Genomic DNA, 24,061 nt, shown 5'->3' with positions numbered 1-24,061 from the left:
GTGGATTTTCTAAGCCCTAAAAAACAAAAAGCCCGTAGCATTCACTACGGGCTTTAATATGATTTGGTGAGTCAGCCAATAAGCCGGGTTCTGTCGTGGATAATCATTCGTCTAGGCCATAAATTGCTCTATGGCTCAAGCAACCTACCCGGTTCTCACGTGGGCCACGCGTTCATTATTTAAAATGATAGAACCCTATTTGGTCTTGCTCCGGGTGGAGTTTACCTTGCAACCAACTGTTACCAGTGGCCCGGTGCGCTCTTACCGCACCCTTTCACCCTTACCAACCGAAGTTGGCGGTCTCCTCTCTGCTGCACTTGTCGTAGGCTCGCGCCCCCCAGCCGTTAGCTGGCACCCTGCCCTGTGGAGCCCGGACTTTCCTCCCCCTGCGCATTTTCGTTGCAGGCAGCGATTATCTCGGCTGACTCGGCGCGCAGTATACCTGAGCGCGCACGTCTATGCAGTAAAGAATTAGCCTTTTTCGTCAATAATTGCTTTATAAAGTGCGTTTTTCTTCAAACCAAAATACTCAGCCACAACACCACAGGCTTTTTTCAGTGGCATTTCGGCTTCGAGTAAACCGAGCATGCGGCGCGCATCTTCTGGAATATCGTCACTTTGCTTCGCTTTACCCGGTAGCATCAGTACGATTTCACCGCGCTGCTTAGTTGGATCATCCGTTAAAAACTGTTTTAACTCAGCAACCGTGCCATTGAAAAAGGTTTCGAATGTTTTAGTAAGCTCTTTTGCAAACACTACAGGCTGCTCTGTACCGAGCGCTGCTTCTAAATCATCAAGGCTCGCCATTATACGGTGGGTGCTTTCATACATGATGCTAGTAATACCTGAGTTTACCGCTTCGATAAAAAAGCTCTGCCTTGCTTTACTCTTTGCTGGTGTAAAACCAATAAACTGAAAACGATCTGTTGGTAAACCAGAACAACATACAGCGGTAATTGCAGCACATGCCCCCGGCACCGGCGTGACGTGCGCGCCTTGTTCACGGCATAAATTAACCACCGCATAACCTGGGTCGCTAATAAGTGGCGTGCCGGCGTCAGATACCAGTGCAATGTTCATTCCTTGCTCTAACCAATCTACAATTTGTTGCGCTTTTTGTTTCTCGTTATGGTCATGTAAAGCAAAGGTTTTTGCTTTGATATTAAAATGGCTTAACAACTTTCCTGTGTGACGAGTATCTTCAGCGGCTATTAAGTCAACCTCAGATAGGGTTTGGATGGCACGCTGGCTGATGTCATCAAAGTTACCTATAGGCGTGGCAACAATGTAAAGAGTGCCGATTTTATCTGAATTGTCCTCATTTAACATTGAGGTCTCCTGCGTCAGTCAGTAATATAAGCAAATCGCGTTAACGTATCGGGAAATCATTGTGCGACTTAAACTTGTTAGTCTATTAATTGTATTGTCAGGGTTATCGGCTTGTAGCACAACCGAAAAACCTCGAAATAGTGCAGAAAATCAATCGGGCCAATCGAGTATTGCCCTATCACAGCTAACCGACGCACAATCTATGTACCAAGCAGCGCTAAATCGTCAAGGCGCAGATAAAATACAGCTTTTATACACTGCGCGTGATGCGGCTATCAGTGAAGAGCGCTGGGCTCTACTAGAAAAAGTCTGCCTTGAACTAGAAGCGACCCCAAGTGTAGACCAAATTCAAAACAAACTTTACATTGCCCTTGCACAAGAGCATCAAGGCAAAAGTGATTTAGCTTTAGCTCAGTTACAGCAGCTCGAGCCACAGTTACGCCAGCCTGAACATCAAGCATGGCACCAATATTTAACTGCGCGCGTTTATGCATCGCAAGGTATGCCAAAACGGGCAATGCCTTTCTTTTTTAAAGCATCAACACTTAGCAGCGAAAATAACTTTACTGTTGCGAATTTAAACAAAGATTTATGGCAAAGCCTAACCCAACTTTCATCTTATGCACTTGAGCGTTTTAATCGTGGCTCTGTGGTGCAACAAGGTTGGGTCAATTTAGCGCTTTATCATCAAGTGTATTTAGGTGCGCCTGTTGAGCTTCATCAAGCAATGAACAACTGGCTGCGTCGCTACCCGGGTCACCCAGCAGCTGAGGTGCTGCCTAAAAAGGTAACAGAGCTAGTACAAATTGAACCTTTAAATGTAAACCGCCTCGCAGTACTACTCCCTCAATCAGGCGCCAATGAGCGATTAGGTGATGCACTAAAAGCAGGTGTGCTTGCTGCCTTAGATGGAAAATCATTAGAACAAACATTATTTATTGATGAGTCGCTATCAGCCGCTGAAATTACACTTAAACTCAGCGAATTTAATGCTGATTTTGTTATCGGCCCTTTATTAAAAACTAATATCGAAAAGCTAACCAACGCGCAAACACTAGTTGATTACCCAGTGATGCATTTAAACACCTTTGATGGTGAGCGAATTTCACAGCAGCACTTTTTCTTTGCTTTAAGTCCTGAACATGAAGTTCAGCAAGCGTTAGAGCGATTTTTAACAGCGGGCTATCAAAAGCCGATGCTGCTAGCACCAAATAATAGTAACGGCCAACGCCTAGTTGAATACTTCAATACGCAGTGGCAACGCTACAGCGAAGTTAAACCTCAAATTGGCTTTTACGCTGGTAAAGAAGATATGCCGAAAACAATCACTGGCTTACTTGAAGTAGACCAAAGCAAAGAGCGTATTAAAGTTGCCAAATCGTTATTCAAGCAAGAAGTTGAAAGTGAAACTCGCTCGCGCAGCGACATTGATGTGATTTATATTTTAGGTGATGCTACTGAAACGCGTTTAATCAAGCCCTATTTAGACGTAAACGTAAGTACTTTTGCTGAGCGTATTCCGCTTTATGCCAGCTCAAAAAGCCACAGTAAGCAAATCGATAGAACCGACAAAGGCGATTTAGATGGCCTTTATTTTACGGAACTACCTTGGATGCTTGATGGTCAAATTCAACAACACAATTTACGCCAGCAATACGAAAGTTTATGGCCAGAAAACGCAGATATAAGCCAGCGCTTATTTGCCATGGCATTTGATGCAGCCAGTATGCTAGGTGATGTGAAGCAATTAAGCATGGTGCAAGGTAAACGCTTTAGTGGTATCAGTGGTCAACTGAGCATTGCCAGCAATGGCTATGTTACGCGCACTTTAGATTGGGCACAGTACAAAAATAAACAAATTATTGCGGTTGATTTAGCGACTGAGCAACCAATTCCATTATTTATGCAATCTGCCTTTGGAATTAACGCTGCTGAATAAGCTTTTTAAAACGTAGTAATAGCTCAAGGATGAAGCTATGTCTTGGTTTAAGCAATTATGGCAAAATAGCCGCGAAAAAGGCCTGTATTACGAAAAACAGGCTGAACAATATTTAATACAACATGGTTTAAAAGCCATTGAACGCAATTACTTATGTAAATACGGTGAGCTAGACCTAATAATGCGTGACGGGCAAACGCTGGTATTTGTAGAAGTAAAATTTAGAAAAAACGCCTTGCGTGGTGGCGCAAACTATGCGCTCAGCAAACAAAAGCAGCAACGATTAAGGCGCACGATTAGCCATTATCTTGCCGAGAAAAAAATCTCAAACCAGTCTATACGGATAGATTATGTCGCTATAACAGGTGAGCTTAACAGCACCCTAAACTGGTTTAAAAATGTTTACTAACGCCGTTTGGCGTCGGCTTAATTTGGTAGGTTATGCAAGAAACGATAAAAAAAATCTTTACTGAAAATATTCAAGTTCAAATAGCGGCAGGTGAAGTACTGCCAAGCGCACTTGAATCAGCAGCATTCACCATTGCACAAAGCCTCATTAACGGCAATAAGCTGCTATGTTGTGGCACTCCTAGCTGTCATATGTTGGCACAGCACATGGCAGGGCTATTAATTAACTTTTATGAAACCGAGCGCCCTTGCCTACCCGCAGTTGCGCTTGCACAAGATCAAGTTAACTTAGGCGCAGCAGCCAATAACGATGAGCACGAAACCTTTGCACGACAAATTCGTGCATTTGCTCAGCAAGGCGACCTTTTATTAGCAATTGCAGTTAATGGTAATGAAAAGCAAATTATCTCAGCAGTTGAAGCGGCACTGACTCGTGATATGAAAGTGATTGTGCTTGTTGGTGATGACGGTGGTGAATTAGTTGGCTTACTTGGCCCAAATGACGTTGAAATTCGTGTGCCATCAAAGCGCCCAAGCCGTATCGTTGAGTCGCATTTAGTGAATTTGCACTGCCTCAGTGAACTTATCGATTTAACCTTATTCCCACAGGAAGAAAATTAATGTTTAAACAGTCTTTAATTGTTATTAGTACCGTTTTATTGCTGCAAGGCTGTGCAGCTGCCGTTGTCGCCGGTACAGCGGGCGCTGTAACTGCCGCGAATGATCGCCGCACAATCGGTTCACAAATCGACGATAACAACATCGAAATTAAAAGCTCTATCGCTATTAGCGAAAATGAGCGACTACATAAATTTGCCAACGTAAACGTCATTAGCGTTAATGGTATTGTGCTTATGATTGGCCAAGTTGCTAACGCAGAAATGAAAGACGAAGCACAACGCGCTATTGAAGGCGTTGATGGCATTCGTAAAATCCACAACCAAATTCGCATTGGTTCAAATATTGGTATGAGTACGCAAACGCACGACTCTTGGTTAACTTCTAAAGTGAAAACGCAATTGCTCACCACAGAAAGCATCAGCAGCAATAACATCAAAGTAGTAACAGAGAATGGCGAAGTCTTTTTAATGGGCTTAGTGAGCGATTCTGAAGCGAATTTGGCGGTTGATGTAGCACGTAACGTATCAGGCGTTGAACGTGTTATTAAAGTGTTTGAATATCTGTAACGCTAAATAGTTAATTAATAATAAAAAACCCGCTAAATAGCGGGTTTTCTTTTGTCTGACTAAGGTTACTTAATCACTCGTAAGTGAGCACCTTTTTTCTTCTCTGGTTTAGCAGGTGGTTCATCATCTGGCGTAATATCGTCAGGTGTTTCAACACTTTCTAATACCGGAGCAAAATCGTCTTCGTCCTCGATGAATTCTTCTGCAGTAAATACAGTCCCTTCACCATTCTCACGTGCATAAATTGCGAGCACAGCACCCATAGGTACGTACACTTGCATTGGTTGGCCACCAAAGCGCGCATTAAAGCTAAGCTGTTGGTTGTCCATTGCAAATTGTGTTACCGCTGATGGGCTAATGTTCAAAACGATCTGACCGTCTTGCACAAACTGTGTTGGTACTTGTACAGCAGGAAAATCAGCGTTAACCACTAAGTGTGGTGTGCACTGATTATCAACAATCCAATCAAAGAAGGCGCGTAGCAAATAAGGACGATTAGGCGTCATTATAAACGAATCTCACGCTCAGCTTCAGTTAGTGAAGCTTGGAATGATTCACGCTCAAATAAACGCAACATGTATTCTTTAAGCTCTTTCGCGCCTGCACCATTAAGCTCAATGCCAAGCTCAGGTAAACGCCAAAGTAGTGGTGCTAAGTAACAATCAACTAAGCTGAACTCTTCACTCATGAAGTAAGGTGCTTCAGAGAAGATTGGTGCAATTGCAAGTAACGCTTCTGTAAGTTCTTTACGTGCTTGCGCAGCTTCGCTGCTACCGCTAGTGATTTTGTTAGCTAGGCTATACCAATCCGTGTCGATACGATGCATCATCAGACGACTACGGCCACGCATAACCGGATAAACTGGCATTAGTGGAGGATGAGGGAAACGTTCATCAAGGTATTCCATGATAATGTTTGCCTGATATAAACCAAGCTCACGATCGATCAGTGTTGGTACTGTACCGTAAGGGTTAATCTCATGAAGTGCTTCTGGCAGGTTATCCTTTTCAGCCAGGTGAATGTCAACACTTACACCTTTTTCAGCAAGTACGATACGTACTTGATGGCTATACATACAGTTAGCACCAGAAAACAGGGTCATTACAGGGCGCTTATTGGCAGCTACGGCCATGCCTACCTCCATTATATTACAAAAACAGCAATAGGGGCTTAAGCCCCTATCACAAAACTACCTTTCAAAATGCCCAGGATTAGTGAACATCTCTCCAGTATTCTTTCTTCAGCATGAATGCCAAGATAAATAGAATCACTAGGAAACCAATTACCTTAAGACCTAACGCTTCTGACTCTAAACGTGACGGCTCGCCAACGTAAGCTAAGAAGTTAGTTAAGTCACGAGCAGCACGATCGTACTCGTCAACACTCATTTCACCAGAACCATCTGTTTCAACGCCAACAACTTTAGTCACAGTGTGACCATGTTCTTCCACTTCTTCAGTGATTGGTGTTGGTAAACCTTGTAGCTCTTGAAGAACGTGTGGCATACCTACCGATGGGAAAACAACGTTGTTTACGCCAAACGGACGAGATTCATCTTTATAGAATGACTTCAGGTAAGTATAGATCCAGTCAGTACCACGAACTCGCGCTACAAGCGTAAGATCCGGTGGCGCTGCGCCAAACCATTTAGCTGCGTCATCTTTATCAATCGCATTTTTGATGTGGCTACCTACTTTTGAGCCATCAAAAATTAATTGCTCTTGACCAATCTCAGTAGGAATACCGATATCGCGGAACGTACGCTCATAACGTTGATACTGCATTTGGTGACAACCAAGACAGTAGTTCATGAACAATTTAGCACCGCGCTGTAAAGATGCGTTATCTTTAAGGTCAATGTTCGCATCCATTAAAGGAACCGAAGGACCTGCTGCCATTGTCAACGATGGCAACAATGCGAATAAACCGATAATTAGCTTTTTCATCATTTCGTCAACCTCGTTGGTAATGGCTTAGTTTTCTCATTCTTGCTGTAAACAAATAACAATACGAAGAACATGAAGTATGTCACAGTCGTGATTTGCGATAACAGCGTTTTGAAATCAGTTTGTGGTGTAGCACCAACCCAACCCAAGATAACGAAAGTTACCACGAATTGTGCGATGTTTAACTTGTGTAAGCCACAACGATAACGAATAGAGCGAACCGAACCACGGTCAATCCAAGGTAGTAACGCAAGCACTACGATAGATGCACCCATCGCCACAACACCCATTAACTTGTTAGGGATTGCACGCAGGATTGCGTAGAATGGCGTAAAGTACCAAACTGGGAAAATGTGCTCTGGTGTTTTCAGTGGGTTAGCTGCTTCGAAGTTTGGCGCTTCTAAGAAGAAACCATTCATCGCAGGCATAAAGAATACAACCCAACAGAATAAGATTAAGAAACCAACCACACCCACAATATCTTTTACTGTGTAGTAAGGGTGGAACGGGATTGCATCAACAATGTCTTTCTTGTTGGTGTAATACTCGTGGAATTTGAATTTAGGCTTATCTTCTTCAGCTACAGTGCCTTTCTTACGCTTGATTTCAACACCATCTGGGTTGTTTGAACCCACTTCGTGTAGTGCAACAATGTGTAAGAATACTAAGATAACGATTACTAAAGGTAATGCAATTACGTGTAGTGCAAAGAAGCGGTTAAGCGTAGCACCAGAAATTACGTAGTCACCACGGATCCAAAGCGTTAAATCATCACCAATAACCGGAATCGCACCGAATAGTGAAATGATTACCTGTGCACCCCAGAAAGACATTTGTCCCCAAGGAAGTAAGTAACCCATGAAAGCTTCAGCCATAAGCGCTAAGAAGATGAACATACCGAATAACCACAGTAATTCACGTGGTTTTTGGTAAGAACCGTAGATCATGCCACGGAACATGTGCAGGTATACAACGATAAAGAACGCTGATGCACCTGTTGAGTGAAGGTAACGAAGTAACCAACCGTATTCAACATCACGCATGATGTATTCTACCGATGCGAAAGCACCTTCAGCAGATGGTACAAAGTTCATTGTTAACCAGATACCAGTTACGATTTGGTTAACAAGTACTAACATGGCTAGAGAGCCAAAGAAGTACCAGAAGTTAAAGTTTTTTGGTGCTGGATACTGTGCAATATGCATGTTCCAAACACGTGTCATTGGAATACGATCGTCGATCCAACCAATAATTTTACCAAACATCACGCCACTCCTTTTTCTTCACCGACTAGAATAGTCGTGTCATCAAGGAAGGTATACGGAGGAATTTCTAGATTTAATGGTGCAGGTACAGATTGGAATACACGACCAGCCATATCAAATTTAGAACCGTGACACGGACAGAAGAAACCGTCGTCTGTGCCCTCTACTTTCTCACCAAAGCCACCTTGTAGGAAGCTAGGAGAACAACCTAAGTGCGTACAAATACCAACAGCAACGAAGATCTCAGGACGTTGCGAACGATATTCATTGGTTGATGATTCAGGTTGTTGAGGCTCTTCAGACGCAGGATCACGAAGTTGACCTTCATGTTCTTTCATCTGTTCAAGCATTCTTGGTGTACGATTAATAACCCAAACAGGTTTTCCTCGCCACTCAACACGTATTAATTGTCCTGGCTCAAGCTTGCTGATATCTACTTCTACAGGCGCACCCGCAGATTTAGCTCGCTCACTTGGATTCCAAGACGCAATAAAAGGAACAGCAGCCCCAGCCGCACCAACACCACCAACAACAGAGGTAGCTATGGTTAAAAAGCGACGTCGGCCATTGTCTACAGGCGCATTGCTCATCCACTTATCTCCACTATGATTCCCAACACTTGCCATATTGAGAACATCAGTTACAGCAGGTTAATTTTTAGAAATTTCAAAATAGACGCGATCATAATTAAAACCCTTGATTAAAACAAGGTTATTCACAGTCTCATGCTCGAATAAACCCTATTTAATAGATTATTAATTTAGGTTAGCTCGAGTATGAAGCCGCTGGTTATGATAACGCATATAAAAAAACAATATACTGACCAAGATCAACCTCACTAAGAGGAAACAGAATTCTGCATTAGCTGTTGTTGAACTCACTCACATTACTTGCCCCCCAATTGTAGCAAAAAATTTCATCAATTAACTGATGGATTTAAGCTAATTTTGCTAAATCTTGAAGTTTTTTTACTGTAATACGTACTAATTATTAACAGCGGTTAAATATCGAACGAAAAAAGGTAGGTTTTTGTACTTCAGCTATCAGCTATCAGCTCCAAAAACAAAAAACCCAGCCGAAGCTGGGTTTTTGGTATTCTGATAAACGTAAATATTAACGTTTTGAGAATTGTGGACGCTTACGTGCTTTCTTAAGACCCACTTTCTTACGCTCAACTTTACGTGCATCACGTGTAACGAAACCTGCTTTACGAAGTGTAGGACGTAGAGACTCGTCAAACTCCATAAGTGCACGAGTGATACCGTGACGGATAGCACCAGCTTGACCAGTTGTACCACCACCTGAAACAGTGATGTGTAGGTCAAACTTTTCAGTCATTTCTACGTGCTCTAATGCTTGACGAACAACCATGCGAGCAGTCTCACGACCGAAGTACTCTTCTAGAGAGCGCTTGTTGATTACGATGTTACCAGTGCCTGGGCGTAAGAATACGCGAGCACTTGAACTTTTACGACGACCTGTACCGTAGTATTGATTTGCCATGATAGTGCTCCTTAAATGTCTAGAACCTGAGGCTGTTGTGCAGCATGGTTGTGCTCAGTACCTGAGTAAACTTTAAGTTTACGGTACATTGCGCGGCCTAAAGGACCACGTGGCAACATGCCTTTAACAGCTTTTTCGATGATCATTTCAGGCTTTGCAGCTTGAAGCTTGTCGAAAGTAGTAGACTTAAGACCACCTGGGAAACCAGTATGAGCGTAGTACATTTTGTCTTTTGCTTTATTACCAGTAACAGTAACTTTCTCAGCGTTGATAACGATGATGTAATCACCAGTATCTACGTGAGGAGTGTATTCAGCTTTATGCTTACCGCGTAGGCGACGAGCGATTTCAGTAGCGATGCGACCTAAAGTTTTACCTTCAGCGTCAACTACGTACCAGTCACGTTTTACTGTTTCTGGCTTAGCAACAAACGTTTTCATTTATTAAAATCCAATGTTTTTTAATTAAAACCACAGGTAATTATTATTAATTACCGCTCTAAGTTGAATGCTTTAACCCCTTCGAGTTTAAGACTTTGAGCCATCAATTAGAGGCTAAACTAATATCTGGCAATAGAACGCAACGTGGCAGACGCGGGAGTATACCAGCACTTGAACCACATTGCTATATGATGGTTGTTTTTTATTCGAGAAAATCGGCTATCAGCTAAGTGCGCGCGAAATAAATTTCACGCCTACATCAATCGTGGGCGTCACGCTTGCTTGGCGCGCCTTACATTCAACACCGATCAGCTAAAAACTGACAGCTGACGGCTGAAAGCTCACTAAGCTAAATGCTCTTTTGCTAAATACTCTAGCGATTGCATTTCTTGTAGTCGACTAATACAGCGCTTAAATTCAAAATTTAAGTTACCTTCGCTATATAGCTCGGTTATTGGCTTTTCAGCAGAGATAATCAGCGTTACATGACGCTCGTAGAATTCATCCACTAACGCGATAAAACGACGTGCCGCATCATCATTGGCTTGACCAAGAGCTTTTACGTTCGACAAAATCACCGTGTTATAAAGTCGGCTTATTTCCATGTAATCAACTTGGCTGCGGGCTGTTTCGCATAGTTCACTAAACTCAAACATAGCAATACAGTCAGACACTTTACGGGTTTTGATCATCCGCCCTTCAATTTCAATTTCTTTATCGAGCACACCCGGCTCAGGTGACAACTTATCGAAGTATTCAAATAAATTATCATCAGCTTGCTTATCAAGCGGACTGTGGAAAATTTCGGCTTGCTCAAGAGTACGTAAGCGATAATCAACCCCCGAGTCTACATTAACAATTTCGGTGTTGGCTTTTACCAACTCAATTGCTGGTAAGAAACGTGCACGCTGCAAACCGTTTCGATACAGCTCATCAGGCACGATGTTTGACGTAGCTACCAGCACAATGCCGCGCTCAAATAAGGCTTCCATCAAACCACCTAGCAGCATTGCATCAGTGATATCTTGCACAAAAAATTCATCAAAACAGATAATATCTGTTTCTGATTTAAAGATATCTGCAACCACATTTAATGGATTACTGGTATTTTTTAACTTTTTCAGCTCATCATGCACGCGATGCATAAAACGGTGAAAGTGCACACGCATCTTACGATCAGTAGGTAAAGCTTCGTAGAACGTATCAACTAAATAGGTCTTACCTCTACCTACTCCGCCCCAAAAATACAGCCCTTTTATACTTGGCGTGCTATCTTTAGAGAATAGTTTGGCAAACCACCCCTTCGCGGCCGGTTTGTCTGCCGTTAGGTCATCATAGAGTCTTTGCAAATGGCGCACTGCATTTTCTTGCGCTGCATCATGTACAAAGTCTTCACGTTGTAAATCTTGTTGGTATTTCTGCCAAGGAGTCATAGGTCGTTACAATAAAACACAGTTAAATTTGCACAGTATATTAACACGCATCGTATCTCAGGGTATATTAGCCCGCAGTATGATTTCACAATCAAATTAAGCATATTTTAATAATGATTGGACTATAAATGCTTTTAAAGCATTTGTTTTTGTTATTTTTTCCCAAAGGGGTAGATTTATGGGCACAATTACCTGGATAGGTATTCTAATCATCGTTGCAATTTCAGCATTCTTCATTGGTGCTTTTGTAACCAAAAAACAATTTAAGCAAGACGAACTAGAACAACAAGTCGAGCAAGCTAACAATGCACTTGAACAATATCGTCAAGATGTAGCTGATCATCTAGCGAGCACAGGTAAGCTAGTATCTAAAATGAAAGATAACTACGACCAGCTACTGAACCATGTAGAAGAGACAAATAAGCTACTACTTGCTGATAAAAAACAGCACCCAAATGAGCCGTTCTTTTCTAAAGAAACAACTGAGCAATTACAAAACTCATTACAAGACCGCAGAGGCGATCGTTCAAGTGCTGAAGCTCAGCCTGCTGACTATGTTGTTGGTGAAACGGGCTTGTTCACTGGCTCAGAGAAAGTTTCAGAACATTCTAAAGCCTCTTGATGAACTTTTTTTTGACCCCATAGTCATTAGATATAACAGCTTTATATCTAAACCAAGAAAAGGGCTGCTTATGCAGCCCTTTTTAGTTTTTGCTTTATCTCTGAAGTGGAGTAAACCCAGACTATGAAAATGAAATTATCTGTTATCAGTGCTGCTATTTTATCTTCTAGCTTATTATTAAGCCCTGCAATTTCAATGGCAAAACTTCCTGTTGCTGTAAATGGTCAACAATTGCCAACCCTCGCACCTATGCTTGAGCAAATCACACCGGGCGTGGTGAGCATTCAAGTATCAGGCTCCAAAGAAGTTCGCCGCCGTGCGACTCCATTTGATGACTTTTTTGGTGTTCCTCGTGGTGGCAGTCAAAAGCGTGAATTTAGTGGCCTAGGCTCAGGTGTGATCATTGATGCAGACGAAGGGTACGTGGTTACTAATAACCATGTTATCGAAGATGCCGAAAAAATGGTGGTGACCTTAGAAGATGGCCGCGAATATGACGCGACCAAAATTGGTAGCGATAAAGAGTCAGATATTGCCTTGCTGCAAATTGATGCTGAAGACTTAACAGCGCTTAAAATTGCCGATTCAGATCAGTTACGTGTAGGAGACTTCGCAGTTGCCATTGGTAATCCATTTGGTTTAAGTCACACAGTAACATCAGGTATCGTCAGTGCCCTTGGCCGTAGCGGTTTAAATATAGAGGGCTATGAAGACTTTATTCAAACCGATGCAGCTATCAACCAAGGCAACTCAGGCGGCGCGTTAGTTAACCTTAATGGTGAACTGATTGGTATCAACACTGCTATCTTAGGTGCATCAGGTGGTAATGTGGGGATTGGTTTTGCCATTCCATCTACCATGATGAAAAACCTTGTTGATCAGATCATCGAACACGGTGAAGTGCGTCGTGGCTCGCTGGGTATTTCAGGTCGACCACTTGATGCAGGCCTCGCTAAAGCACAACAGCTAGACGTAAAACAAGGCGCTTATGTTATGCAAGTAATGGATGATACAGCAGCAAGTAAAGCGGGTATCAAAGCGGGTGATGTAATCATTAGCGTTGATGGTACTGAAATTAGTGGTTTCCATGAATTACGCAGTAAAATTGCTACCCTTGGCGAAGGCAAAAAAGTAAAACTAGGCATTTACCGAGATGGCAAAATCAAAACCGTTAATGTCACATTAGATGGTGCATCAGCAACGACTGCTGCTGGCGAAGAAACACACCCAGCTTTCCAAGGAGCGACATTAGAAAATACCCAGAAGAGTGATGGTAAGGGTGTTGAAGTAACCGGCGTACAAGCACGTTCTCCAGCTGCTCGTGTCGGCCTTGAAGAAGGTGATGTGATCATGCAAGTGAACCGTCAACGCGTTGAAACAATCCGCGACATGAATAAGATCATCGAAAATACCAAGGGTAACATCGTACTAGGTGTTAAACGAGGTAGAGAGCTTATTTTCGTACTTATTCAGTAAACCTAGTTGATAAATCATGAAAATATAACAGCGGTGCTTGCCGCTGTTATTTTTTTTGTGCCATCATTAAGGGATTGCTCACTGATAATAAGAATACTGTGCTGAAACTTTTAAAATTTATCCTTCCACCGCTTTTCACTGGTTTAGGCATTGCCTTTTTAGTGGTTTTATTTAGCCCAAGCCTTCGTAGCACACTGTTACCAGATATGAATTTACCTGCAGCGATATCCTCTGAACATATGAGCTTTGCTGATGCAGTACAAAAAGCAGCGCCGTCGGTTGTTACTATTTTTTCAGAAAGCATTTCGAATCAACCGCGCTATAAACGTCAGAACACCGTTCAAGCTCTTGGCTCTGGTGTGATCATGACCCAAGACGGCTATATCTTGACTAACTACCATGTAATCAAAAATGCCGATCTCATTATCGTTACACTCGCTGATGGCCGTCGTTTTTATGATGTACAAGTGATTGGTTTTGATACTCAAACAGACTTAGCACTGTTAAAGATCAGCGCTGAGCATTTACCAAAGATTCCTGTGAACGATAAATTTAAACCACGTGTAGGTGATGTTGTTTTAGCGATAGGTAACCCGCTTAACTTAGGTCAAACCATTACCCAAGGTATTATCAGTGCGACGGGTAAACAAAACTTAATCGATAGCCCTTACAGCAGCCTATTACAGATGGATGCTGCGATTAACGTGGGCAACTCAGGTGGCGCGTTAGTCAATTCAAGAGGTGACTTAGTCGGTATTACCTCGGCACAATTTAAAACTCATGAAAATCTCGATATTCAGGGTATTTTCTTTGCGGTGCCTTACTCGATTGCCAAAGATGTGATGGATAAACTAATAAAGCATGGCCGTGTCGTACGTGGCTATTTAGGCTTTAGTGGTACCGGCATTGATAGTACAGGTAAAGATGTTAGCGATAACTTTACGCCTGTTGCAGGTATGCGTATTTCTCAACTTGATCCATTTGGCCCAGCCTGGAAAGCAGGTATTAGAGAAACAGATATTGTAGTTAAAATTGGCGGTATTGCAGTAGCAAACCCACAACAAGTGCTCGAGAAACTGGCCAATACAGAGCCAGGAAAAGAACTTGAGTTTGAAGTATATCGCAATGGCAAAATCTTAAAAGTAATGGTGACTGTTGCAGAACTCGAAGACGAGCAGTAGTTACTTAGGTAATACAGATACAAAAAAGGCCTAACAAGTGTTAGGCCTTTTTTGGAAGTCTTAGCGATTAGCTTGAACGGCGCTTGATATTAGCACCTAGCGCACTCAGCTTATCTTCAATGCGTTGATAACCACGGTCTACGTGATAGATGCGGTCAACAATAGTCTCACCTTGAGCAACGATCCCTGTCAAAATAAGGCTCGCTGAAGCACGTAAATCAGTTGCCATCACTTGCGCGCCTGATAGGCTTTCTGTATCCCCACAAATTGCCGTATTACCTTCTAAGCGAATGTTTGCGCCCATACGCTGTAACTCTGGTACGTGCATAAAACGGTTTTCAAAAATCGTTTCTGTGATGGTTGCACTGCCTTTCGCTACCACATTTAAAGCTGTAAATTGCGCTTGCATATCAGTAGGGAAACCCGGGTGTGGCATAGTCTTAATATTAACTGCTTTTAATTCGCGGCCACGCATATCAAGGTAAATGCTGTTATCAGTAACTTCAACCAAGGCATTGGTAGCGCGTAGTTTTTCAATCACAGGATCAAGACTATGGTGGTCTGTATTTTTACAAAGCACTTCACCGCCAGCCATTGCCGCCGCAACCAAGAAGGTACCTGTTTCAATGCGATCAGGAAGAATGCTGTACTCACAACCCGATAGTGACTCAACCCCTTCAATTTCGATACGGCTAGTGCCTGCACCGCTGATCTTCGCACCCATCGCAATTAAGCAATTAGCAAGATCGGTAATTTCAGGTTCGCGAGCGGCATTTTCAAGTACAGTTTTACCATCAGCCAGCGTTGCTGCCATTAGTAAGTTTTCTGTTGCGCCAACACTGACCATCTCCATAAAGATTTCAGCGCCTTTTAAGCGACCATCAACCTTAGCGTTGATGTAACCATTTTCAACCTTGATGATAGCGCCCATGCGCTCGAGGCCTTGAATATGGATATCAACTGGGCGGGCACCAATCGCACAACCACCTGGCAGTGATACTTGCGCTTGGCCAAAACGGGCAACTAAAGGGCCTAATGCAAGCACAGAGGCACGCATTTGCTTTACCAGCTCGTACGGTGCAAGCGTTTTATCAACCGTCGCACCATCAATGATTAGTTTGTCTTGCTGCCATTCGACATTTGCACCCAGCGTTTTTAACAAGGCTTCTGTGGTGCCGATATCGCGTAAACGAGGAACATTACTAAAGGTACTTTTGCCCTGCCCTAAAAGCGCAGCAAAAAGAATTGGAAGAGCGGCATTTTTAGCGCCAGAAATAGTGACTTCACCTGCCAGCGAGGTGCCACCTTGAATAACAAATTGATCCATTAGGAGGCCCTGCGACTATTGAGGTAAAATAAATTTTTGTTCGCGTTTCCATTCAGTCGGTGTGAACGCTTTGATAGATACAGCGTGGATTGTACCGTCTGAGATTGTTGACATTAACGGAGCATAAACCAACTGTTGCTTCTTCACGCGAGATAAACCATCAAAACACTCACCAACAGCAATCACTTCGTAGTGGCTACCATTTGCTTTAACAATCACTTCATCTAGTTTTAATTCGTCGCGTAATAACGTTTCGACTTGGCTCGTTTCCATAAATCTCACTCAAATAAGTTTGTGACCTGACCCAACTGCATTAAGTTTTGCAATTGCTCAGGGCTATTTTGCAGTTCAAGGTGAATGCCTTGCTGCTTTAATTCTGCGAAAGAGTGAATTAACCAAGCTAAGCCCGCCGTGTCAACCCTAGAAAGCCCAGAAAGGTCAAAATACCATGTTTTATGCTTAGTATCTGGCTTAACGTTCAGAAGCCGTTCACGACCAATTGAATTTCGAGTCAGTTCGCCACTGACTCGAAACTGATTCTCTTCAAGTTGAGTAATCTCGACTTTACTCATTGCCACCTTCACCTCTGAACTGAACTGGCAACTGGCTCTTCTGCTCCAATAAATCACTCACATATTCTATACCTTGTTGGCGTAAAATACCTTGTAATTCACTTTGTTTAGCATCTAATAAGCTAATACCTTCCGCAATCATGTCATAGGCTCGCCAATCACCATCACGATCCTCGCGTACCTTAAAATCGATTTTAATGTCTGGCTTACCCGGCTCAACAATTTTTGTTTTCACTACTACGACATCTTGGCCTTTGAAAGGCTGCGCAGGTGCGAACTCAACGCTTTGGTTAGTGTACTGTGTAAACACGCCAGCGTAAGTGGCGATTAAATATTTTTGAAATACATCAATAAAGCGCTGCAACTCTTTAATTGCTTTCGCTTTTTCTTCTTTATCTTCGATAGCGCGCACCTTTGATACATGATTACCTAATACGCGCAGTGCAGCATATTTGTAGTCTATGTAAGGCATCAGCTCTTCTTCAACGATAACGCGTAAATGCTCTTTATCTTTCGCAATTAGAGGCTGATCTTTAGAAATACGCGCAAACGTATGATCAGATACTTTACGCACCATTTTATAAGGATCTTTTAAATCAATATTTGCATCAGCTGCATTGACATTTAACGTCAACAGCATGCCCAAACATACTAAAAACTTCTTAAACATAATTATTCACTTCCTTGGTTGAATAAGAACTGACCTATCAATTCTTCTAAAACTAATGCTGATTTTGTGTCGGTAATGTAGTCACCATTGGCAAGAGCCTTACTTTCAACACCAAACAACTCATCTAAGCCAGCATCTTGTTCATTAACAGTCACTTCATTGCCCATACAACGCTGCTCAGCAGATTCTGGGGCAATAACAGGGTTAATACCTAAATACTGTTCACCTAAAATACCTGATGTTAAAATAGAGATTGAGGTTGTGTCTGAAAACTTACATAAGTAATTAGCATCAATCGCCATATTAACCACCGGCACAAACTCTTTTGGATGGATAAAAATAGATTCAACTCGACCAACAACCACACCACCAACTTTGATAGGCGCTCTTGCTTTTAAAGAGCCAATGTTTTCAAACTTTGCGTTAAGTTGGTAAGTTTCACCACTCCCACTAATGCCAGCATTCGCAACTTTAAATGCTAATAATGCAAATGCAGCGATACCAAGGGCTACAAAAAAGCCAACTAATATTTCTAATTTCCGTGAATTCATCTTAATCCCCTAATTAGCTGGTAAACATTACCGCTGTTAAAATAAAGTCAAAACCTAATACTGCCAATGACGAGTGCACAACGGTTTCTGTTGTGGCCTTACTGATCCCCTCAGATGTAGGAACACAGTCATAGCCTTTGTAAAGTGCAATCCACGTCACAATCATGGCGAATACAAAACTCTTAATCATGCCGTTCACAATATCTTGTTGAAACGACACTTGTGCTTGCATGATTGACCAGAAGCTTCCTGAGTCAACACCAAGCCAATCAACACCCACTAAATGAGCGCCGATAATAGCAACCGCAGAAAATATTAGTGCAAGCAATGGCATACTGATAAAACCAGCCCAAAAACGCGGTGCAATAATGCGTTTAAGTGGATCGATCGCCATCATTTCTAAACTTGATAATTGTTCAGTCGCTTTCATTAAGCCGATTTCAGCAGTAAGCGCACTACCCGCGCGACCAGCAAACAGTAATGCTGTTACTACAGGGCCTAACTCACGTAACAAGCTCAATGCCACTAAGGGTCCTAAGCTATCTTCAGCACCATAGCCTACTAATACGGTGTAACCTTGCAGAGCGAGCACCATACCGATAAATAGGCCTGACACCATGATGATCAAAAGAGATTGCGAGCCCACCATATATAATTGGCGAACAAGTAAAGGTGTGCCTTTTTTAAAGTTTGGCACATTAACGAGTGCACCAAACAGCATTTGAGTAGAACGACCAAGCGCGGCAAAGCGCCCTAGCGTTTTGTGACCTAACTTCTGGAATAGATCAAGCATTATGCACTCCTAGTAATTCATCATCATACGCAGGAGCTGGGAAATGGAATGGCACAGGGCCATCCGATAAACCATTTAAGAACTGTTGCACAAGCTCAGATTCATGGTTTTGCATTTGCTCAGGTGACCCTTCGCCTATCACTCCTTGATCAGCAATGATGATCACGTGGTCGGCAATACTCATAACTTCTGTTACATCATGAGTTACGATCAGTGATGATAAACCTAACACCTCATTCAATGACTTAATAAGTTTAACAAGCACACCCATGGAAATAGGATCTTGACCAGCAAAAGGCTCATCATACATGATAAGTTCTGGATCAAGGGCAATTGAACGCGCTAAAGCAGCACGACGAGCCATACCACCTGAAAGCTCAGACGGCATTAAATCTTGTGCACCACGCAGACCAACAGCTTGTAATTTCATTAAAACAACAAGGCGGATTAAATCTTCGCTAAGCTGAGTATGCTCGCGCAAAGGAAAGGCGATATTGTCAAACACTGACATATCGGTAAATAAAGCGCCGCTTTGAAACAGCATGCTCATTTTGGTACGGGCGGCATAAAGTTCCTTGCGAGTCATGCTAGGAATGCTTTTGCCTTCAAATAAAATGTCACCAGAGCCAGGCTTCAGCTGACCGCCAATTAAGCGTAACATGGTGGTTTTACCAATGCCGCTCGGTCCCATGATAGCGGTAATCTTGCCTTTCGGAATGTTAAAACTCATATTTTTATATATGATTCTATCGCCCCGTGAAAAGGTTACATCCTTGATTTCTACTATTGATTGCGACAAGTCGCTCTCCATAACGTTTTTCACTAGTTTTGCCATTTTAAGGGTTTTTTAGTCAAGATGGAAAAAACAAATCGTAAAATTTTGTAATATTTTCTATCAATAAATTCTAAAGCTAGCTGTAAAGAGCTTAACGACACCTGAAATTTAGTTTCCTTACCAAGCACGCTTTATGCTTGCCAGCCCATTCTTTTACTTATACTTTCAGGTTCGCTTTTGTTACTATTTGCAGTCATCTGTATAAGTAATGTTGGCGTATCACAATGGTGACTTCTTTTGTCATTTTAATTATTGGCTTTGCTGCACTCGTCTGGAGTGCTGATCGGTTTGTTTATGGGGCGGCTGCACTGGCAAAAAATATGGGGATCCCCACCCTAATCATTGGTTTAACCGTTGTTGCTATGGGCTCATCAGCCCCTGAAATGATGGTATCTGCATCAGCGGCACTTGCCGGTAAAACAGATACTGCGGTAGGTAATGCGGTCGGCTCTAACATTACTAACATCTTACTTGTACTTGGTGTCACAGCTTTACTGCGCCCTCTTTCAGTATCTTCAATGACACTCAAACGCGAAATGCCGCTGGTACTGTTAATCTCAGTAGCCGCTTGGTATGTGTTCTCAGATAACTATTTTTCGTTCGCTGAAGGCATTGCCTTGATGATTGCCTTTGCGGTGTTCATTGGTGGCTTAGTTATTGTGTCTCTGCGTGCTAAAAACCAAGATGACCCATTTGTCAGCGAAGCATGTGAAGATGTTCCGAACGATGTCAGCACTAAATCAGCCATATTTTGGTTAATCATCGGCATGATTTTATTACCAGTAAGTTCACACTTTTTAGTTGAATCAGCCGTTGATATCGCAAAATATTTTGGTCTATCAGACCTTGTAATAGGCTTAACCATAATTGCTATTGGCACCAGCTTACCAGAGCTGGCAGCCTGTATTGCAGGGGTATTAAAAAACGAAGACGACTTAGCACTTGGTAATATCGTTGGCTCAAACATTTTCAATTTACTCGCCGTATTACCACTTGCGGGTATTATCAACCCTTCAATTATTGACCCTTCTGCGGCAAACCGCGATGCACTTATCATGATTGCAGCAACCGTTGTATTGATTGCCATGTCATTGAACTTTAAAGGTGCTCGTCGTATCAATAGAGTAGAAGGTGGCTTACTGTTAGTCGCATTTATTGCATATCAGGGCTATATTTTCAGCCAAGTAGGATAATTAATGACACAACCTAGCTTTATCGCGCAGGGTAAGCGCGTACTCGAAATTGAAGCACAAGCTTTACAAGAAATTGAGCAATATATAAATCAAGATTTCGATAATGCTTGCCAATTAATGTTCCAATGTACAGGTCGTATTATTGTGATTGGTATGGGCAAGTCTGGCCATGTAGGTAATAAAATTGCAGCAACCCTTGCAAGTACTGGCACTCCGGCATTTTTTGTTCATCCTGGCGAAGCTAGCCACGGTGATTTAGGAATGATCACCCGCGACGATGTGGTGATGTGTATTTCAAATTCAGGTGAGACCAGCGAAGTACTCAGTATTATCCCTGTTATTAAGCGCATTGGCGCAAAAATGATTTCATTAACAGGCAACCCAGACTCAACAATGGCAAAACTGTCTGATGTTCATGTGTGCATCAAAGTTAGCCAAGAAGCGTGTCCGTTAGGCCTTGCCCCAACGGCAAGCACCACTGCAACCTTGGTTATGGGCGATGCAATGGCGGTTGCGCTACTAGAAACCCGAGGTTTCACTGCCGACGATTTTGCACTTTCGCACCCGGGTGGCAGCTTAGGTAAACGTTTATTACTTACATTAGATGATGTGATGCACGCAGGCGACGCAACGCCAATCGTTAGCGAAACCCAAAGCATCAAAGATGCATTGATTGAAATGTCAGCCAAAGGCCTTGGTATGACCGCAGTGATTGGTGCAGATGAAAAGTTAGCCGGGTTATTCACTGATGGTGACTTACGCCGTATTTTAGAACAGCGCATCGATATCCATAACACGGCAATTAGCCAAGTGATGACCCGTTCATGCACAACGGCTCGCCCTGACATGCTTGCGGCTGAAGCTTTAAATATTATGGAGCATAAACGTATTAATGGTTTAATTGTGGTGGATCAAAGCAACACACCAATTGGTGCCCTTAATATGCAAGACTTATTAAAAGCAGGAGTTCTCTAAGCAATGACATTCGCCGAACTATACCAGCCCCTGAGCCCTGATGTGAGTCAGCGTGCTCAAAAAATAAAACTATTAATCTGTGATATTGATGGTGTTTTTTCTGATGGTCGAATTTATTTGGGTAATAATGGCGAAGAGCTTAAAGCATTCAATACTAAAGATGGTTTTGGTATTAAAGCACTCATTAATAGTGGCTTTGAAGTGGCAGTGATTACTGGCCGCCATTCACAAATAGTTCAGCAGCGAATGACTAGCCTAACAGTTCAGCACATTTATCAGGGACAAGAAGATAAGCTGATTGCTTATCAAGAGTTAAAGGATAAACTGGGGCTGACAGATGAACAGATTGCCTATATTGGTGATGATGGTCCAGACTTACCAGTTATGGAAAAAGTTGGCTTTGCTGTCGCAGTAAACGATGCACACCCGCTTATCAAGAAGCTGGCTCATTACACCACATTATTACCGGGTGGCTTTGGAGCCGTGCGTGAATTAACTGATTTACTGATGTTAGAAAACGGCAAGCCGTTAACTAGCGATGGAACCAGCGCATGAATATAGCCCGTATTTTACTGAGTATTGTTTTTGTCTGTTGCATGGTGTGGTTATGGTACCCGTACTTTAACCAGTCAACTGATACAATAACTAGTGAAGACGAGATCATCGCAACGCCTGATTACACTGCCGTTGCTCTAAAGCAAACAGCTTATGACGAGCAAGGTAAAATTAGTCATAAAGTGGCAGCTGCAAAAATGGAGTTGTATCAACAATTAGGGTTTACCTTTTTTGAACAACCTATTTTTACTATTTATAGCGATCAGCAAGTTTGGCAAGTAAGAGCCAAAGAAGCTACTTTATACGAAAATGATCAGCTGATTTTTGAAGGGGATGTAGTTGCTAAAAACTTAACCCATAACGGTATGATCGAAGATATAAAAGCAGAAAATATTAATGTCGACATTGATAAAATGACGATGTTTTCAAAGCAACCTGTAACACTAACAGGACCGAATTTAAAAATTACCGGTAAAGGCTTAAAAGCCGATTTAAAAGCCGAAATTGTTGAGTTAACTAACCATACACGAACCATATACTATGACCAATAAACTGAAGAAATTACTCCTGATCCCAAGCTTATTGATTGCCTTTTCGGGCGCAGCTGCCGAGCAAACAGGCGCTCAAATTAGCATTAGCTCAGATCGCCAAGTCGGTAAACTAAAAGATGGCGTTGGCATATTCGAAGGTAACGTAGAGATCGTGCATGGTGATCGTCGCATTACAGCTGAGCGACTTGAGGCACATGGCGGTGACACCGAAGGTACAGTCGAATTAATTATCGCTACAGGCAAACCAGCTTACTTCGAAGAAAAGCAAGCTGATGGCACCGTGATGAGCGCCAGCGCCGAAGAAGTTCGTTATGATGTTGCGAAACGCTTCTTAACACTCAATGGCGAAGCTGAAGTCACTCAAGCGGGTCAAAAAGTAACGGCAAAAAGCATTACCTACGATATGGCTCAACAGCTGATCAGCGCAGAAAAAGACGAAAACTCAACAGATCGTGTACACACTATTTTAGTGCCTGTAGAAAATAAAAAAGACGATAAAGGCCAACCATGAGCACATTAAAAGCAGAGCTTTTAGCTAAAAGCTACAAAGGCCGCCAAGTGGTTAAAAATGTCGGTCTTGAAGTTGAAGCGGGCAGTATTGTTGGCTTGTTAGGGCCAAATGGTGCAGGTAAAACAACGACCTTCTATATGATTGTAGGCCTCGTACCAAGCGACAAAGGAAAAATAAGCATTGATGATAACGATATCACGCTTTTGCCAATGCACAGCCGTGCGCGCTTAGGTATTGGTTATCTACCACAAGAGTCGTCTATTTTTCGAAAATTAACAGTTTACCAAAACTTGATGGCCATATTAGAGACCCGCAAAGATCTTAACAAAACAACGCGCGAAGAGACGCTTAACAACTTATTAGATGAATTTAGCATTCAACATATTCGCGATAGCCAAGGTATGGCACTGTCAGGTGGTGAACGACGCCGCGTTGAAATTGCACGTGCATTAGCCGCTAATCCTAAATTTATCCTTTTAGATGAGCCTTTTGCTGGTGTTGATCCTATTTCGGTGTTAGATATAAAGAAAATTATTGAGCACCTAAAAAATCGTGGTATTGGTGTACTTATTACTGACCATAATGTTCGAGAAACCCTTGATGTTTGTGAAAAAGCCTACATTGTTTCTCATGGGGAGCTAATTGCATCAGGGACACCTGAGCACGTATTAGCTGACCAAACTGTACGTGATGTTTATCTAGGCGAGCAATTTAGGCTGTAACCATTACGCCACCGACTAGAGCATCTGCTAGACTTATACAACGACAATAAATCGATAACAGTGTCTTCACCGTTACC

The 24,061-nt window shown here is 42.5% G+C and carries 29 protein-coding genes and 1 other RNA gene; 13 read left to right on the top strand and 17 right to left on the bottom strand.

Going from position 1 to position 24,061, the window contains the following annotated elements:
- Positions 1 to 63: 63 nt before the first annotated feature.
- An RNA gene (gene rnpB, locus ISP07_RS13775) (RNase P RNA component class A) lies at positions 64 to 429 on the bottom strand.
- A gap of 42 nt (positions 430 to 471) precedes the next feature.
- A complete protein-coding gene (gene rsmI / locus ISP07_RS13770; protein ID WP_209327937.1) occupies positions 472 to 1,329 on the bottom strand; it encodes a 16S rRNA (cytidine(1402)-2'-O)-methyltransferase in 858 nt (285 codons plus the stop codon).
- A gap of 61 nt (positions 1,330 to 1,390) precedes the next feature.
- On the opposite strand from rsmI, the gene ISP07_RS13765 reads away from it, so the two are divergent.
- Genes ISP07_RS13765 through dolP form a run of 4 tightly spaced genes read left to right on the top strand, consistent with a single transcriptional unit; the run spans position 1,391 to position 4,863 of the window.
- Positions 1,391 to 3,268 (top strand): penicillin-binding protein activator, encoded by a 1,878-nt coding sequence (locus ISP07_RS13765; RefSeq protein ID WP_209327936.1) that lies wholly within the window; start codon positions 1,391 to 1,393, stop codon positions 3,266 to 3,268.
- Positions 3,269 to 3,305: 37 nt separating this feature from the next.
- Positions 3,306 to 3,677: a YraN family protein gene (locus ISP07_RS13760; protein ID WP_209327935.1), complete on the top strand. Its 372-nt coding sequence runs from the start codon at positions 3,306 to 3,308 to the stop codon at positions 3,675 to 3,677.
- 32 nt (positions 3,678 to 3,709) lie between these two features.
- On the top strand, positions 3,710 to 4,297 hold the full coding sequence (locus ISP07_RS13755; RefSeq protein ID WP_138602022.1) for an SIS domain-containing protein: 588 nt from the start codon (positions 3,710 to 3,712) through the stop codon (positions 4,295 to 4,297).
- The gene (dolP, locus tag ISP07_RS13750) at positions 4,297 to 4,863 is read left to right on the top strand and encodes a division/outer membrane stress-associated lipid-binding lipoprotein (protein ID WP_054554183.1); all 567 of its coding nucleotides are present in this window, start codon (positions 4,297 to 4,299) and stop codon (positions 4,861 to 4,863) included. Before ISP07_RS13755 ends, dolP begins: the two co-directional genes overlap by 1 nt.
- 65 nt (positions 4,864 to 4,928) lie before the next feature.
- On the opposite strand, the gene ISP07_RS13745 is transcribed toward dolP, so the two are convergent.
- The 8 genes from ISP07_RS13745 to zapE form a co-directional block, all read right to left on the bottom strand.
- Complete coding sequence (locus ISP07_RS13745; protein WP_054554182.1) at positions 4,929 to 5,369, bottom strand: ClpXP protease specificity-enhancing factor; 441 nt, start codon at positions 5,367 to 5,369, stop codon at positions 4,929 to 4,931.
- Entirely contained in the window at positions 5,369 to 5,995 is a 627-nt protein-coding gene (sspA, locus tag ISP07_RS13740; RefSeq protein WP_054554181.1) for a stringent starvation protein SspA, read from the bottom strand. The genes ISP07_RS13745 and sspA overlap by 1 nt, the downstream gene beginning before the upstream one ends.
- A gap of 79 nt (positions 5,996 to 6,074) precedes the next feature.
- Entirely contained in the window at positions 6,075 to 6,812 is a 738-nt protein-coding gene (locus tag ISP07_RS13735; protein WP_054554180.1) for a cytochrome c1, read from the bottom strand.
- Positions 6,809 to 8,074: a cytochrome b gene (locus ISP07_RS13730; RefSeq protein ID WP_054554179.1), complete on the bottom strand. Its 1,266-nt coding sequence runs from the start codon at positions 8,072 to 8,074 to the stop codon at positions 6,809 to 6,811. Before ISP07_RS13730 ends, ISP07_RS13735 begins: the two co-directional genes overlap by 4 nt.
- A complete protein-coding gene (gene petA, locus ISP07_RS13725; RefSeq protein WP_054554178.1) occupies positions 8,074 to 8,664 on the bottom strand; it encodes a ubiquinol-cytochrome c reductase iron-sulfur subunit in 591 nt (196 codons plus the stop codon). Before petA ends, ISP07_RS13730 begins: the two co-directional genes overlap by 1 nt.
- Before the next feature lie 523 nt (positions 8,665 to 9,187).
- Positions 9,188 to 9,580 (bottom strand): 30S ribosomal protein S9, encoded by a 393-nt coding sequence (rpsI, locus tag ISP07_RS13720; protein ID WP_095209788.1) that lies wholly within the window; start codon positions 9,578 to 9,580, stop codon positions 9,188 to 9,190.
- Positions 9,581 to 9,588: 8 nt separating this feature from the next.
- The gene (gene rplM / locus ISP07_RS13715; protein ID WP_054561088.1) at positions 9,589 to 10,017 is read right to left on the bottom strand and encodes a 50S ribosomal protein L13; all 429 of its coding nucleotides are present in this window, start codon (positions 10,015 to 10,017) and stop codon (positions 9,589 to 9,591) included.
- A 344-nt stretch (positions 10,018 to 10,361) separates the two neighbouring features.
- Entirely contained in the window at positions 10,362 to 11,450 is a 1,089-nt protein-coding gene (gene zapE, locus ISP07_RS13710) for a cell division protein ZapE (RefSeq protein WP_054554176.1), read from the bottom strand.
- Between the two features lie 178 nt (positions 11,451 to 11,628).
- Here zapE and ISP07_RS13705 point away from each other — a divergent pair, with 178 nt between their 5' ends.
- The 3 genes from ISP07_RS13705 (at position 11,629) to ISP07_RS13695 (ending at position 14,729) form a co-directional block, all read left to right on the top strand.
- Positions 11,629 to 12,072 carry a YhcB family protein gene (locus ISP07_RS13705; protein ID WP_055020791.1) on the top strand — a complete coding sequence of 148 codons (444 nt, stop codon included), beginning with the start codon at positions 11,629 to 11,631 and terminating at the stop codon, positions 12,070 to 12,072.
- Between the two features lie 123 nt (positions 12,073 to 12,195).
- Positions 12,196 to 13,548: a Do family serine endopeptidase gene (locus ISP07_RS13700; protein ID WP_138602010.1), complete on the top strand. Its 1,353-nt coding sequence runs from the start codon at positions 12,196 to 12,198 to the stop codon at positions 13,546 to 13,548.
- A 98-nt stretch (positions 13,549 to 13,646) separates the two neighbouring features.
- Entirely contained in the window at positions 13,647 to 14,729 is a 1,083-nt protein-coding gene (locus ISP07_RS13695) for a trypsin-like peptidase domain-containing protein (RefSeq protein WP_166339581.1), read from the top strand.
- A gap of 67 nt (positions 14,730 to 14,796) precedes the next feature.
- Here the strand turns inward: ISP07_RS13695 and murA are convergent, their stop codons facing one another.
- From murA to ISP07_RS13660, 7 genes are read right to left on the bottom strand one after another with little or no spacing between them, the layout of a single operon-like run.
- On the bottom strand, positions 14,797 to 16,056 hold the full coding sequence (gene murA / locus ISP07_RS13690; protein WP_138602006.1) for a UDP-N-acetylglucosamine 1-carboxyvinyltransferase: 1,260 nt from the start codon (positions 16,054 to 16,056) through the stop codon (positions 14,797 to 14,799).
- 15 nt (positions 16,057 to 16,071) lie between these two features.
- Positions 16,072 to 16,329, bottom strand: coding sequence for a BolA family protein (locus tag ISP07_RS13685; RefSeq protein WP_054554171.1), 258 nt, complete (start codon positions 16,327 to 16,329; stop codon positions 16,072 to 16,074).
- 5 nt (positions 16,330 to 16,334) lie between these two features.
- Positions 16,335 to 16,628 (bottom strand): STAS domain-containing protein, encoded by a 294-nt coding sequence (locus tag ISP07_RS13680; protein WP_054554170.1) that lies wholly within the window; start codon positions 16,626 to 16,628, stop codon positions 16,335 to 16,337.
- The gene (locus ISP07_RS13675) at positions 16,621 to 17,268 is read right to left on the bottom strand and encodes an MlaC/ttg2D family ABC transporter substrate-binding protein (protein ID WP_371352324.1); all 648 of its coding nucleotides are present in this window, start codon (positions 17,266 to 17,268) and stop codon (positions 16,621 to 16,623) included. The genes ISP07_RS13680 and ISP07_RS13675 overlap by 8 nt, the downstream gene beginning before the upstream one ends.
- 32 nt (positions 17,269 to 17,300) lie before the next feature.
- Positions 17,301 to 17,849: an outer membrane lipid asymmetry maintenance protein MlaD gene (gene mlaD / locus ISP07_RS13670; protein ID WP_054554168.1), complete on the bottom strand. Its 549-nt coding sequence runs from the start codon at positions 17,847 to 17,849 to the stop codon at positions 17,301 to 17,303.
- Between the two features lie 13 nt (positions 17,850 to 17,862).
- Entirely contained in the window at positions 17,863 to 18,642 is a 780-nt protein-coding gene (mlaE, locus tag ISP07_RS13665) for a lipid asymmetry maintenance ABC transporter permease subunit MlaE (protein ID WP_054554167.1), read from the bottom strand.
- The gene (locus ISP07_RS13660; RefSeq protein WP_209327977.1) at positions 18,635 to 19,453 is read right to left on the bottom strand and encodes an ATP-binding cassette domain-containing protein; all 819 of its coding nucleotides are present in this window, start codon (positions 19,451 to 19,453) and stop codon (positions 18,635 to 18,637) included. Before ISP07_RS13660 ends, mlaE begins: the two co-directional genes overlap by 8 nt.
- 248 nt (positions 19,454 to 19,701) lie before the next feature.
- Here ISP07_RS13660 and ISP07_RS13655 point away from each other — a divergent pair, with 248 nt between their 5' ends.
- The 6 genes from ISP07_RS13655 to lptB are packed head-to-tail and all read left to right on the top strand — an operon-like array spanning position 19,702 to position 23,984.
- On the top strand, positions 19,702 to 20,670 hold the full coding sequence (locus tag ISP07_RS13655; protein WP_138616432.1) for a calcium/sodium antiporter: 969 nt from the start codon (positions 19,702 to 19,704) through the stop codon (positions 20,668 to 20,670).
- Between the two features lie 3 nt (positions 20,671 to 20,673).
- Complete coding sequence (locus ISP07_RS13650; RefSeq protein WP_054554164.1) at positions 20,674 to 21,645, top strand: KpsF/GutQ family sugar-phosphate isomerase; 972 nt, start codon at positions 20,674 to 20,676, stop codon at positions 21,643 to 21,645.
- A gap of 3 nt (positions 21,646 to 21,648) precedes the next feature.
- A complete protein-coding gene (kdsC, locus tag ISP07_RS13645; RefSeq protein ID WP_138602001.1) occupies positions 21,649 to 22,200 on the top strand; it encodes a 3-deoxy-manno-octulosonate-8-phosphatase KdsC in 552 nt (183 codons plus the stop codon).
- The gene (lptC, locus tag ISP07_RS13640) at positions 22,197 to 22,751 is read left to right on the top strand and encodes an LPS export ABC transporter periplasmic protein LptC (RefSeq protein WP_054554162.1); all 555 of its coding nucleotides are present in this window, start codon (positions 22,197 to 22,199) and stop codon (positions 22,749 to 22,751) included. Before kdsC ends, lptC begins: the two co-directional genes overlap by 4 nt.
- Complete coding sequence (gene lptA / locus ISP07_RS13635; protein ID WP_054554161.1) at positions 22,741 to 23,262, top strand: lipopolysaccharide transport periplasmic protein LptA; 522 nt, start codon at positions 22,741 to 22,743, stop codon at positions 23,260 to 23,262. The genes lptC and lptA overlap by 11 nt, the downstream gene beginning before the upstream one ends.
- Positions 23,259 to 23,984 (top strand): LPS export ABC transporter ATP-binding protein, encoded by a 726-nt coding sequence (lptB, locus tag ISP07_RS13630; protein WP_054554160.1) that lies wholly within the window; start codon positions 23,259 to 23,261, stop codon positions 23,982 to 23,984. Before lptA ends, lptB begins: the two co-directional genes overlap by 4 nt.
- Positions 23,985 to 24,061: the final 77 nt, after the last annotated feature.

This window comes from Pseudoalteromonas sp. PA2MD11, from assembly GCF_017808125.1.
GTDB classification, from domain to species: domain Bacteria; phylum Pseudomonadota; class Gammaproteobacteria; order Enterobacterales; family Alteromonadaceae; genus Pseudoalteromonas; species Pseudoalteromonas simplex.
The sequence above is the reverse complement of the archived record's forward strand: the minus strand, read 5'-3'. Positions and strand labels throughout refer to the sequence as shown.

Coding starts and splice junctions, on each gene's coding strand:
- mlaE (WP_054554167.1), bottom strand. CDS start 18,642: ATGCTTGATCTATTCCAGAAGTTAGGTCACAAAACGCTAGGGCGCTTT.
- murA (WP_138602006.1), bottom strand. CDS start 16,056: ATGGATCAATTTGTTATTCAAGGTGGCACCTCGCTGGCAGGTGAAGTC.
- ISP07_RS13685 (WP_054554171.1), bottom strand. CDS start 16,329: ATGGAAACGAGCCAAGTCGAAACGTTATTACGCGACGAATTAAAACTA.
- ISP07_RS13700 (WP_138602010.1), top strand. CDS start 12,196: ATGAAAATGAAATTATCTGTTATCAGTGCTGCTATTTTATCTTCTAGC.
- rplM (WP_054561088.1), bottom strand. CDS start 10,017: ATGAAAACGTTTGTTGCTAAGCCAGAAACAGTAAAACGTGACTGGTAC.
- ISP07_RS13730 (WP_054554179.1), bottom strand. CDS start 8,074: ATGTTTGGTAAAATTATTGGTTGGATCGACGATCGTATTCCAATGACA.
- ISP07_RS13755 (WP_138602022.1), top strand. CDS start 3,710: ATGCAAGAAACGATAAAAAAAATCTTTACTGAAAATATTCAAGTTCAA.
- mlaD (WP_054554168.1), bottom strand. CDS start 17,849: ATGAATTCACGGAAATTAGAAATATTAGTTGGCTTTTTTGTAGCCCTT.
- lptA (WP_054554161.1), top strand. CDS start 22,741: ATGACCAATAAACTGAAGAAATTACTCCTGATCCCAAGCTTATTGATT.
- lptC (WP_054554162.1), top strand. CDS start 22,197: ATGAATATAGCCCGTATTTTACTGAGTATTGTTTTTGTCTGTTGCATG.
- ISP07_RS13735 (WP_054554180.1), bottom strand. CDS start 6,812: ATGATGAAAAAGCTAATTATCGGTTTATTCGCATTGTTGCCATCGTTG.
- ISP07_RS13660 (WP_209327977.1), bottom strand. CDS start 19,453: ATGGAGAGCGACTTGTCGCAATCAATAGTAGAAATCAAGGATGTAACC.
- ISP07_RS13745 (WP_054554182.1), bottom strand. CDS start 5,369: ATGACGCCTAATCGTCCTTATTTGCTACGCGCCTTCTTTGATTGGATT.
- ISP07_RS13705 (WP_055020791.1), top strand. CDS start 11,629: ATGGGCACAATTACCTGGATAGGTATTCTAATCATCGTTGCAATTTCA.
- ISP07_RS13675 (WP_371352324.1), bottom strand. CDS start 17,268: ATGCTGTTGACGTTAAATGTCAATGCAGCTGATGCAAATATTGATTTA.
- zapE (WP_054554176.1), bottom strand. CDS start 11,450: ATGACTCCTTGGCAGAAATACCAACAAGATTTACAACGTGAAGACTTT.
- dolP (WP_054554183.1), top strand. CDS start 4,297: ATGTTTAAACAGTCTTTAATTGTTATTAGTACCGTTTTATTGCTGCAA.
- lptB (WP_054554160.1), top strand. CDS start 23,259: ATGAGCACATTAAAAGCAGAGCTTTTAGCTAAAAGCTACAAAGGCCGC.
- sspA (WP_054554181.1), bottom strand. CDS start 5,995: ATGGCCGTAGCTGCCAATAAGCGCCCTGTAATGACCCTGTTTTCTGGT.
- ISP07_RS13680 (WP_054554170.1), bottom strand. CDS start 16,628: ATGAGTAAAGTCGAGATTACTCAACTTGAAGAGAATCAGTTTCGAGTC.
- rsmI (WP_209327937.1), bottom strand. CDS start 1,329: ATGTTAAATGAGGACAATTCAGATAAAATCGGCACTCTTTACATTGTT.
- ISP07_RS13650 (WP_054554164.1), top strand. CDS start 20,674: ATGACACAACCTAGCTTTATCGCGCAGGGTAAGCGCGTACTCGAAATT.
- ISP07_RS13655 (WP_138616432.1), top strand. CDS start 19,702: ATGGTGACTTCTTTTGTCATTTTAATTATTGGCTTTGCTGCACTCGTC.
- ISP07_RS13760 (WP_209327935.1), top strand. CDS start 3,306: ATGTCTTGGTTTAAGCAATTATGGCAAAATAGCCGCGAAAAAGGCCTG.
- kdsC (WP_138602001.1), top strand. CDS start 21,649: ATGACATTCGCCGAACTATACCAGCCCCTGAGCCCTGATGTGAGTCAG.
- petA (WP_054554178.1), bottom strand. CDS start 8,664: ATGAGCAATGCGCCTGTAGACAATGGCCGACGTCGCTTTTTAACCATA.